This is a genomic window from Acinetobacter sp. AG3 (assembly GCF_022343575.1).
Classification (GTDB): domain Bacteria; phylum Pseudomonadota; class Gammaproteobacteria; order Pseudomonadales; family Moraxellaceae; genus Acinetobacter; species Acinetobacter guillouiae.
In genome coordinates this window covers 4,314,704-4,326,261 of sequence record NZ_JAKQZD010000001.1, presented here as the reverse complement: position 1 = coordinate 4,326,261, position 11,558 = coordinate 4,314,704, and the positions used below count along the sequence as shown (strand labels likewise).

Annotated in this window: 10 protein-coding genes; 4 read left to right on the top strand and 6 right to left on the bottom strand. The window is 39.7% G+C overall.

Translation table 11 applies throughout. The annotated features are described in order from the left end of the window. The first annotated feature begins 13 nt into the window (after positions 1–13). Complete coding sequence (locus L3V46_RS20205; protein WP_004818558.1) at positions 14–1,192, top strand: S41 family peptidase; 1,179 nt, start codon at positions 14–16, stop codon at positions 1,190–1,192. A 206-nt stretch (positions 1,193–1,398) separates the two neighbouring features. Here the strand turns inward: L3V46_RS20205 and L3V46_RS20200 are convergent, their stop codons facing one another. The 3 genes from L3V46_RS20200 to L3V46_RS20190 are packed head-to-tail and all read right to left on the bottom strand — an operon-like array spanning position 1,399 to position 5,072. After that, complete coding sequence (locus L3V46_RS20200; RefSeq protein ID WP_239046606.1) at positions 1,399–2,814, bottom strand: sigma-54 dependent transcriptional regulator; 1,416 nt, start codon at positions 2,812–2,814, stop codon at positions 1,399–1,401. A gap of 17 nt (positions 2,815–2,831) precedes the next feature. Next, on the bottom strand, positions 2,832–4,400 hold the full coding sequence (locus L3V46_RS20195; protein ID WP_239046605.1) for an ATP-binding protein: 1,569 nt from the start codon (positions 4,398–4,400) through the stop codon (positions 2,832–2,834). A gap of 36 nt (positions 4,401–4,436) precedes the next feature. Further along, positions 4,437–5,072: a response regulator gene (locus L3V46_RS20190; protein ID WP_004718392.1), complete on the bottom strand. Its 636-nt coding sequence runs from the start codon at positions 5,070–5,072 to the stop codon at positions 4,437–4,439. Between the two features lie 232 nt (positions 5,073–5,304). On the opposite strand from L3V46_RS20190, the gene pbpG reads away from it, so the two are divergent. The 3 genes from pbpG to L3V46_RS20175 all read left to right on the top strand — a co-directional run bounded on the left by pbpG (position 5,305) and on the right by L3V46_RS20175 (position 7,929). Then, positions 5,305–6,360, top strand: a complete 1,056-nt coding sequence (gene pbpG, locus L3V46_RS20185; protein ID WP_004718389.1) for a D-alanyl-D-alanine endopeptidase PBP7/8 — start codon at positions 5,305–5,307, stop codon at positions 6,358–6,360. 171 nt (positions 6,361–6,531) lie between these two features. Then, positions 6,532–7,161, top strand: coding sequence for a hypothetical protein (locus L3V46_RS20180; protein WP_239046604.1), 630 nt, complete (start codon positions 6,532–6,534; stop codon positions 7,159–7,161). Positions 7,162–7,170: 9 nt separating this feature from the next. Next, positions 7,171–7,929, top strand: coding sequence for a hypothetical protein (locus L3V46_RS20175; RefSeq protein WP_239046603.1), 759 nt, complete (start codon positions 7,171–7,173; stop codon positions 7,927–7,929). Positions 7,930–8,007: 78 nt separating this feature from the next. Here the strand turns inward: L3V46_RS20175 and thrC are convergent, their stop codons facing one another. The 3 genes from thrC to L3V46_RS20160 all read right to left on the bottom strand — a co-directional run bounded on the left by thrC (position 8,008) and on the right by L3V46_RS20160 (position 11,525). Continuing rightward, on the bottom strand, positions 8,008–9,147 hold the full coding sequence (gene thrC, locus L3V46_RS20170; RefSeq protein WP_004818568.1) for a threonine synthase: 1,140 nt from the start codon (positions 9,145–9,147) through the stop codon (positions 8,008–8,010). Positions 9,148–9,282: 135 nt separating this feature from the next. After that, positions 9,283–10,587: a homoserine dehydrogenase gene (locus tag L3V46_RS20165; protein WP_004718385.1), complete on the bottom strand. Its 1,305-nt coding sequence runs from the start codon at positions 10,585–10,587 to the stop codon at positions 9,283–9,285. Positions 10,588–10,712: 125 nt separating this feature from the next. Next, on the bottom strand, positions 10,713–11,525 hold the full coding sequence (locus L3V46_RS20160) for a thioredoxin fold domain-containing protein (protein ID WP_004818569.1): 813 nt from the start codon (positions 11,523–11,525) through the stop codon (positions 10,713–10,715). Positions 11,526–11,558 lie beyond the last annotated feature (33 nt).

Here is an 11,558-nt window from a genome sequence, read left to right as displayed (position 1 = left end):
ACTAGGTGCGTGAATGGCTCAAGCTTGGAAATATATTGCTGTATTAACAGGATTGTTGGCTTGTGGAAGCCATTCAGTTTGGGCAGCAGAAAATGCTGCCGCACTTGATTTTGATGGTGATGTCGAAGAAAGTATTGCCGAAGTGCCCATTGAATCGATTGAGCAGTTTGTGCAAATCTACGGCATCGTCAAAGATAATTATGTTCAGGAAAAACCGGATGATGTTCTGTTTCTACAGGCAATCAAAGGGCTGGTGGGTGGTTTAGATCGCTATTCACGTTATTTGAGTCCTGAAGAATATAAACAGTTAATGCAATATACGGAAAGTGACCTTGCGACTGCTGACTTTGAATTGGCTTTTGATAGTCATATTCATCAATGGAAAGTGAAGAATTTACGCGATAATTCAGACTCATTTAAACTCGGTTTAAAAAATGGCTTCACTATTTTTAAAATTGAAAATCAAGAACTTAAAAATTTAAATGCCCAACAAGTCGAAGATTTATTACATGGCTCAATTGGTTCAACTTTTCAGTTGCAACTCAATGAAAAAAGCCCAGCCATCACAGTGGTCAGAAATCGCAAATTAGAAGTGGCAGATATCGAGCCGATTATGTTGCATAATCAGGTTTTAGTTCTTAAAGTCAAAGTCTTTCAACAAGATACAGCCAATGAAATTAAACGTTTAATCGAAGAATACAGCACTCAAAAAGTAAAAGCCGTACTATTCGACCTGCGCAATAACCCCGGTGGTTTACTCTCCGCTGCTGTTGAAACGGCTGATCTGTTTTTAACTCAGGGAACAATTGTTTCTACCAAAAGTCGTTCAGAAGGCAATCAACAATTCCAAGCCTTACCCGGTGATGAGTCGTCCAATACCAAATTAGGTATTTTGATTAATGGTCGTTCAGCATCTGCCGCAGAAGTCTTTACAGCTGCAATGAAAGAGCATCAACGTGCTTGGGTCATTGGTGAAAAAAGCTATGGCAAAGGCGTTGTACAGAAGTTATTTCCATTGCCAAATGGCGCTGCATTACAAATGACGGTTTCGCATTATTATACGCCTAATGGCAATATGATTGATGGGCAGGGTATTCGCCCTAATTTGGAATATCCATGGGCTTTAGATCAAAAAGAAGAAACTTATTTAAATAATGTTGCAGATCAACTATTAAAACATCGTGATAGATAAAGTTGAATACCGAGAAGTGAATTTATAACACTGTAGCCGTTTTATGCTGCTATATCTGACATTCGGCAGTTAAATCACGTTGTGTTGGGCAAGGGGGCGATCTACCCCCTCCTTACCCAACGACGACATCTATGTCGCTATGTTGTAACCATGTAAAAAGCAAAAAATGCTTGAGTTGATATTATGATGAAGAATGGAGGCTACTTTTATTCATCATCATCGGTATCTAAACCAAACTTTTTCAAACGGTAGCGTAAAGAACGAAAGGTCATGCCCAATTTCTTCGCAGCTAAAGTGCGATTCCAATGGGTTTGATTTAATGCAGATAACAGCACTTCTTTTTCAACTTTTTCTAAATATTGCTCCAAACCTTCTTCTGGAATGTTTTGTGCTTTATTCGGCATGACGATAGGCAAGGCTTTGCTTTGCATCAGATCATGCTGTTCGACTTTGTGGACACCACGATGTGGAGCTGGTTGTAGCTGTTGAATATCAATATAGTCTTCATCACTCATGGTAATGGCTTTTTCAATGATATTGCGTAATTCACGAACATTGCCTGAGTAATGTTGTTGCAAAAGAAAAGCTTTGGCTTGTTCAGTGAAAGACTTAGTTGAAATACGCCACTCTGTACAAATTTGCTGAAGAAAATGATTGGCTAAAATTAGAATATCACAATCACGTTCGCGCAATGGTGGCAGGACAATATCCATCACATGAATTCTAAAGAACAGATCATGGCGGAATTTGCCTTGTTCAACGAATGCTTCAATGTCTTGATGTGTTGCACTGATAATACGAAAATCAACTTCGATTTCGCTATCACTGCCTAGAGGACGAATTTTCTTTTCTTGCAATGCTCGTAACAGTTTGGCTTGCATCGCCAATGACAGTTCTGCAATTTCATCTAAAAACAGGGTACCACCATTGGCAGCTTGAATAAGACCCTGTTTGTCTTGAGTTGCACCTGAAAAGCAGCCTTTTTTATGCCCAAATAGCTCACTCTCCATCAGCTCTTCAGAAATTGCACCACAATTAATCGCAACAAAAGGGCTATCACTGCGGTTGCTGAGTAGATGGATGAGGTTGGCAACAACCTCTTTGCCTGTTCCTGATTCACCCGTGATAAATACGGGTGCTTGTGACCGGGCAATTTTTTTAATCGATTCTCTTAACTTACGAATCACCTGTGAATCACCGATGAGCATTGATTCCTCAAGCGGCGCATCGCTGATCGTTTCTCTTAACTGTGGTACATGCAAAGCTTTTTGTAAAAGTTGTTGCAGATGTAATTGGTTAATCGGTTTGCTGACAAAATCAAAAGCGCCTGCTTTCAGCGAGGCAATCGCAATTTCCATATTTCCATATGCAGTTAAGACTGCAATAGGCGTTTTAGGATAATGCTGCGATACATGTTTAACCAAATCTAAACCACTGCCATCAGGGAGGTTTAAATCGGTAATACAGGCATCATATTTATATTCACTAAAAAAATATTTGGCTTGTTGTAAATGGTGTGCCATATGCGTTTTGATGCCCATCCGAGAAAGGCTCATTTGCATTAACATACATAAATCTTGTTCATCATCTACAAGTAAAACCAATGGTTGTCGTGTAGTCATATCCCCAAAAACCTAATCTAATCCATGAGTGGGCATTCGATACGGAAGCACGCCCCTTGTTGTTTTTGCTCTACGTAAATTAGTTTCGCTTGATTCGCTTCGCATATCGTCTGCGATAGGTACAATCCTAAACCAGTTCCATTGATTTCGGTACTAAAAAATGGCTGAAATAATTGCGAAAGATCTTGTTTTGTGACGCCTTTCCCATAATCAATCACATCGATATATACGTGTGATTCATTTTTAAACGTTTGCACTAAAATGTGTTCAGCATTTTGATCATTATGACGTAATGCATTACGCACTAAATTGATTAAAACTTGTCGAAGATGAGAATCATCAAAATAAATCCAAACATCAGATTGGACCTCTAATTTGATTTTTTCCTGAGCATCCCCTAAATCATGGCGTAATAAGTCATCAACAAATTCTTGAAAATTAATTTTCGATGTATGGGTCTTTTTATTTTTTGCCATATCCAAGGTATCTTTAATAATATTGTTGATACGGATGGTCTGTTTGGTAATCATTTGATTTAAAATGGTTTGTTGTTCTGGGTCACTGCTGATAAAGAGATCATTGGCCTGCGCAATGGCAGCAAGTGGATTGCGAATCTCATGGGCAATACTGGCGGACAATTGACCAAGTGCAGCAAGTTTGAGTTGTTGTACCTTTTGATTAATTTTTTGTGCATCTTCGAGGACCAAAAGCGTGAGTGCTTGATGCGGAACAATCAATTTTTGTACGCGAATATCGACTGTATACGAGGACTGATGCGATTCAAATTGGAAGCGTTCTCCATCACGTAACATGGCATCTTTTAAGATTTCATATAAGTCTGGTTGAAAGCTGGATAAATGATATTGCTCATGCGCGTAAAGTGGTGAAATACCCAAAAGTAAACAGGCAGCAGGGTTACTGACGATAATTTTGCACTTTTCATCGAGCACCAAATAACCCACTTCAATCTGTTCTAAAATATAGCGGTTAATGTTCTGTAACTTAAATAATTCAAGCGATTGATAGGTATTTAACGACTCTAAAACTTGGAAGCGATTAATTGCAATCTGCCCAATGCCATAGACCATAAAAAATAAAAAAGCCAATAAGGCACTGTTACTAATATTATTTAAATTTGAAAAATCGAAGAAGCTGCCTAAAAACTGTTGGTAAATAATCGCAATCACAGAAACCAGTGTTACGAATAGCGCTTTATTTTTACTGAGCAGAAAATTCGCGGTAAAAACGGCAATCACGAACAAAATACTGATGGCTAAATTTGGCCCATTAAGGGCAAATACTAAAGTACTTAGAAAGGGAATATCAACAATAAAAAAACCGATAAATTGCCGTCCAACCCCATGCGGGTAGAACTTGAGCAGCATCATTTGTAATGCTGCGATCAGCGTAAATGCGGTTAGAGAATAAAAATATAAGCTGGGATATTGGTAATGTACGGGTTGATGTTCAAGGGTAATCAGAAAAATAATGACTAAGCAAAAGGCAATAACCAATCTATACCCTGAATACAGTGTGCCTAGACGGTAAATTGTTTGATAAATGGGAACCGTTACCGTAGGCGACATAAATCGTACTCAAGATAAATTATTGTTTTAATCAATTTATGGCTTAATTAGACCATAACGTATCGCAAGGTGAGTGAGTTTTACATCACTATCAAGTCCTAATTTTTCAAAGATACGATAACGATAAGTATTGACTGTTTTTACACTGACAAAGAGTTTGTCAGAAATTTCTTGTGCACTGACACAATTTACTACCATCATGGCAACTTGCATTTCACGTTCTGACAGCGCGTCAAAAGGTGAGGTTTGTGTATCGGATAAATAAGAGCTTGCAAGTTGTTCAGCAATATCGGCACTAAAATACTTACCGCCTTGCATGACTTTTTTGATTGCACGAACCATTTCAGTGATCGGCGCGCCCTTGGTAATGTAACCACGAGCTCCAGCTTTCAATAATAGCGATGGATAGGGTTCTTCAGCCAAACCACTCACAGCGAGTACTTTGGTATCAGGTGCGGTTTGTAACAAACGACGGGTAGTTTCTACACCACCAATTCCAGGCATGTTGACATCCAATAAAACCACATTGGGATGTTGTTGCCTTACAATCGTAATTGCTTCTTCACCAGATTCTGCTTGCCCAATGACTTGAATATCGGTCTGATCTTCTAACATTCTGCAGATGCCGGTTCTTACTAATTCATGGTCATCTACCACTAAAACAGTAATCACTTACACCTCCTTAAATTTCTCAATATCGACATTTTTGTTACATAAAGCAAAAAAGACTTGCAAAGACATAACAAAATTGGCAATCCTATTCCTAATATCCATTCAATATTTACGCATAATACGGCGTGATTGAAATATTTGTTTTAATATAGTCACGTTTGAGTGTAAATGTAAGTCATATTTGAGGTAATTAGCAAGTTTGTGAATACCTCCTTGAGGTGAGTAAGTTATCGTGAAAAAACCAAAAAAAACGTTAATGCATGTGCTGAGTTTGTCAGTACTACTCAGTTTGAGTTCTACCGGTTTTGCTGAAATCATTATGAACTCATCGGGGGGGAGCGGACAAGCAACTGTAAATTGGTCTTCTTCAGATGCCAGCCAGTTACTCAATGGTGACTCTCTGGATGATGATGGCGAGGATATTTCTCCAAAAGGCTCAACCACCTTAACCACAACAATTCGTGCGTCAAATGCTGCACCGACAACATTGACCAATAAGTCTGTACAGATTTATGACACCAATACCTATAACAGCCAACCATCGGTAAATGCACGTGCTGCGTTGGTAATGGATGCAAAAACAGGTGAAGTCCTGTTTAGTAAAAATACCAATATGGCGTTGCCGATCGCATCAATTACCAAGTTGATGACAGCGGTGATTACCGCAGATGCTCGTCTAAATATGTCTGAAGACATCACCTTGCAACAAATCGATTTTGCGGGTGCTGGTGGTAAGAATTCAAGTTCAACTTTAAAAGTTGGCGATACCATGAATCGTGCTGAAATGTTACTTGTGGCATTGATGAAATCTGAAAATCCAGCTGCAGCGGCTTTAGCACGTACTTACCCTGGTGGTCGCCAAGCTTTTTTTGCTGCAATGAATTCAAAAGCACGTCAATTGGGCATGAACTCAACCCATTATGTTGAATCTACTGGTTTAGATCCACGTAATGTTTCTTCTGCTCGAGATTTGGGGATTTTAGTCAGTGCTGCATCGCAATATGGCTTGATCCGTCAATTTTCAACAACAGCACACTATGACTTTAATTTAGGTTATCGCGTGTTGAAATCAAATAATACCAATGCCTTAGTACGTAATGGTGGTTGGAATATTAATATTTCTAAAACGGGTTATATCAATGAAGCAGGGCGTTGCGTGGTTATGCATACCACTGTAAATAGTCGTCCAGCTGTGGTGGTGTTATTAGGTGCAAGTTCTTCTCAGGCACGTACCAATGATGCAACCAATTTATTAAATTGGGTCAGTAATTTACCGAAACGTATCTAATCGGTTTTTCACGGTACTTAACCAGCCAAATGACAAAAAGCTCTTCAATATGAAGGGCTTTTTTTATGCTTAAATTAAGCAGATCAATAAACCATGATCAATAAATTGTATTCGCTTATTTTTTAAAATGGGTTACTGTTGAGCAACAACAAGAAATGATGACCTCAGATAATGAATGCAATGCAACATGCACGGATTTCTGCCAAACGTTGGGGCGGCGAAGCAGAAGACTATTATCAAATACATGGATTTATTGATAGCACCAAAAGTTTATGCAGTGATGCCCGTCATCGAATTTTACATACATTATGGGGCGTAAATTCGGTGGTGATTCCTGTGTTTGGAGATAGCCTTCAAAATAGTGCAGGCAAGTCAATTGATATTAAAGACTTGTGTGAGCGAGATCATCTCTTGGTGGACTACCAACAGCGTTTTATTCCAACCTTAAATGATTTTGTTAATGCGATAGATGTTAAACATTTGCCTAAAAACTTTGAACAGCAACTCGAGCAGTTACATCAATATTATTTACAGGATAAAGCGCTTTCACAGCTGATGTTGTCACCTCTGGCTTTAACAGGCAAATTGCATTCTTTGTTAATCACCCACAACAGTTGGTTTATTTACGATATTTTGCCGCGTATTGGGGAATTACCTCCATTGGAAAATATTGTGTATAGCCCAGCAGATTTTTTTAATGCCATGCATTTTGAATTGTGGATGGATAATGGAATGGCAATACCTTTCAGTGCTCAAGGTCTATATCAACGAAAACAGACAATGCAATCAACAAAAAATTAGGGGATTCGTATGGCGACTTATGTGCTACGTGCAAAATACTTTGGCTATAACGATGATGTTTTTTACATCGCGGGAAATCGTATTGCCAATATTTTTGACAATAAACAACAGGCAGAAGCAACCTATAAGCAACTTGAAATTGAGAGTGCGCGTGATTTTGCTCTATATGAAGTTGAATCGCTTTTTGAAGCGGATGAGGCGCAATTAAAACAACTGGATGATTTTGTCTTTGCGCGTTGTGGTGAACATATTCTGGATGATGATGAATTATCTATGGATGTATTACCTGCAAGCTTAAATGATGAGGATACATTTGAATTTGTTCAGCTTGCCGAGATGCAAAAATTTCAGTTGATACAGTTTGATCAAGAAGTGAAATTTTATGGTTTATGGTCGATGAAAAAGCAACAATGGTTTGAAGAGCATGATGAGGGTTTTGCTGGTTTGGTTTATTCAGAAAACTCAGAAGTGCTTAGAAAGAGTGTGGGGAAAATTTTTGCTGAATATGACTATTGTTCTATTCATCTCAATGGAACCTTATCAGAACTTTCAGAGCAACCAGGATTGTTGGAAGCATTGATTGCAACTGAATCAGGTCTAAGTTATGACGAGGCTGAGCAAAAGTTAAGCATAGCTTATTCGAAACATGAAGCTTTATATGCAGTAAATCCTTTACTCAAGCAGCCTTTATTTGAAATCAAGGAAATTAGTCTTGAAGATATTCAACGTATAGAAAAGGACTTGGCAAGACAGTATAGCTATGACTAATATGAAGAATAATGTTGAGCTTGAGCATATAAAAAACCAGTTGCGCACAACTGGTTTTTTTTAGATGTGAATGCTTTATTACATATTTGAAAGAATAGAGTCTTTCACTTGATTCATTGTTGCATCAATAGACAGCATCACTGCATCTTCACATTGTTTAATTGCAGTATCAGGATCTTTTAGACCATTACCTGTCACAGTACATACAATCACAGAACCTTCAGCAATTTTCCCTGCTTTGATATCACGAATTGCACCACCGATAGATGCCGCAGAAGCAGGTTCAACAAATACACCTTCATACATCGAAAGCAGACGTTGCGCTTCTAAAATTTCTGCATCAGTTAATTCATCAAACCAGCCATTTGAGTCACGAACGACCGCTTTGGCATGATTAAAGCTTTGAGGATTACCAATACGAATTGCTGTTGCAACTGTTTCTGGGTTTTCAACAGGACCACCACGTAAGAATGGCGCAGCACCAGAAGCTTGATAACCGACCATGATCGGACGACCTTCAGGGTTTGGACCTGTAAACTTATCTGTTGCAGGGTCATAAACTACTTGTTCAAATGCTTCAACAGGTTGATTCGCAACGGCTTCGGTATAACCCATCCAATGCGCAGTGATATTACCCGCATTACCGACAGGTAAGCAGTGGTAGTCAGGCGCACGACCTAACGCTTCTACGATTTCATAAGCAATGGTCTTTTGACCCTGTAAGCGGTATGGGTTGATTGAGTTAACAATCGTTACCGGTGCTTGGTCTGCAACTTCTTTAACCAAACGCATGCCGTCATCGAAGTTGCCACGAATTTGCATAGTGATCGCGCCGTACATCATCGCTTGTGCCATTTTACCCATGGCAATTTTGCCTTCTGGGATTAACACAAATGCTTTGATACCTGCACGAGCAGCATATGCGGCGGCAGCAGCAGAGGTATTGCCTGTAGATGCACAGATAATCGCCTTAGAGCCTTCTTCTACCGCTTTGGTCACTGCCATGGTCATACCACGGTCTTTAAATGAACCTGTCGGGTTTAAACCTTCATACTTCACATAAATTTCAACATTCTTACCAATAATACCGGGAATATTGTCTAATTTAATGAGAGGCGTATTACCTTCATTTAAAGAAATAGCACGTGTAGTTTTCGATACTGGTAAGCGGTCACGATAGCGATCAACAAGTCCTGTATAGCGATTGGCATTAGACATGATGGTGTTCCAATTGTGTGTAGAGCAAATAAGATATTCTTTTAACCTCTAAGCCCCTACTTGGAGAGGCTGCACCATTCATTGAATGGCGCTTTGCAGGGTATTGCTGCAAATTTAGAGGAGTTTAAAACCCGATTAGTTATCGAGCAATTCTAAACGAATTCGTACGATTTCGCCATGGATAGCAGGTAAGGCTTGAATTTGTGCAATCGCTTCATTCATTTTCGATTCGACGATCGGATCAGTCAAAATCACGATAGGAATCAGATCTTTTAAGCGAGGTTGCTGCATGATGGCATCAATACTGATCCCCGTGCGACTTAAAATTGTTGTTACATCTGCGAGTACGCCAGTTTGGTCTTCAGCATTTAAACGCAAATAATAACCTGTGGTCATCTCATCACTCGACAAGATGTGCAAGTCGGAAAGAGCTTCAAAGGCAAGCTGAGGAATAGTACCTGAACCATCTTCTGTGTAAATGATATCACGGACAATATCAACCACATCTGCCACAACCGCAGAAGCAGTAGGGCCTGCGCCTGCACCTGCGCCATAATACAATGTAGGACCAACTGCATTGGCTTGAACTAGAACAGCATTCTTCACACCATTTACATTGGCAAGAAGTTCTTCTTCAGGAATCAGGGTTGGATGTACGCGAAGTTCGATGCCTTTGCTAGAACGACGTGCAATGCCCAAGTGTTTGATTTTATAGCCAAGCTCTTCAGCGTATTTCACATCTTGTGCAGTAATCTTGGTAATACCTTCGGTATAAACCTTATCGAACTGTAAAGGAATACCAAAGGCACATGATGCAAGAATAGTCAGCTTATGCGCAGCATCAATGCCTTCAACATCAAATGTTGGGTCTGCTTCGGCATAACCAAGTTCTTGAGCTTCTTTGAGTACGTCCGCAAAGGCACGCCCTTTTTCACTCATTTCAGTCAGAATGAAATTGCCTGTACCATTGATGATACCTGCTAGCCATTCAATTTTATTGGCTGCTAAGCCTTCACGAATGACCTTGATAATTGGAATACCACCGGCAACCGCTGCTTCAAAGGCAACTTGTACGTGGTGATCATCAGCCGCTTTAAATAGCTCATTTCCATGTTCTGCCAGTAAAGCTTTGTTTGCCGTTACCACTTGCTTGCCATGTTTAATCGCTTCCATCATGACTTCATAAGCAGGGTGGATACCGCCCATGACTTCAACGACAACATCAACATCAGGCTGGCGGACGATATCTAGCAGGTCGGCGCTCTGTTTAATGCTTGCTGGTAAATTTAGATCTGGACGTGGACGACGCGTACCTACGTGGGTAATTTCAATTTCTCGGCCGGTGCGACGTCTAATTTCAGCAGCGTTTTCTTGTAGTAGTTTAAGGGCACCACCGCCTACGGTTCCAAGACCGAGTATTGCCAGACGAACTGGTTTCACGTCACACTCCAATTATGTATATAAATTATATTAAGCTTAGATCATAGCTAAAAAATGCGCCAGACTCTAGAGTCTGACGCATCTTTATATTGAGCTATAAATAATAGTAAATTTACTGATAAAAATTATTTATTTAAACGGCTTTCAATTTCGTCAGCAGTCATATAACCGCCCAGATATTCACCCTCTGCATTGTAGATCGCAGGGGTACCATTTACACCCATTTTTAGACCTAAAGCATACAGGTCACGAACTGGATTTTTACAGCTTGCTGGTGGAAGCGCAGTACCGGCAATGGCTTGATTAAATGCAGCACTACGGTCTGCACTACACCAGATACTTTCCATCGTCGGTATAAATTGTTCACCACGTGGCCATGCGATATAACGTATTTCAATACCTTTAGCCGTGATTTCACTGATATGTTCATGAAGTTTATGGCAATAAGGACAGCTTGCATCAGTAAATACATAGATCACATGTTTAACCTTACCTTGCGCAGGGTAAACCAAGAGGTCCTTAATATTTAACTCAGCAAGATATTTCTTGTTTTCTGCAGCTTGTATTTTGTCACCAATGCTACTGAGTTTATCGCCACCTAAACGGATTACATCGCCTTGGATCAGGAATTTACCATCAGATGTTGCATAGACTGAGCTCATGCCTTCCATACTGATCCAATAAAGATTGGGCATTTCAGTCGGTTTCGCATCTAAAATTTTGGCTTTAACACCAGCCTTTTTGAAATTGGCCTGTAATGTTTGGATTAGACGTTGTTTTGCATCACGCTCAGTTAAATTCGATGCCTCACCTGTTGCAGGTGCTGTCGCAGTTAAAGTGTCATCTTTTTTTGAGTCTGGATTTTTTGAACAAGCACTCACTGCCATCGTGCTTGCAATAAGACAAGCCAACATCAATTTTGAACGATTCAATTGCATAAATAACTCTTTATGTTTCTTCAGCATGATTTG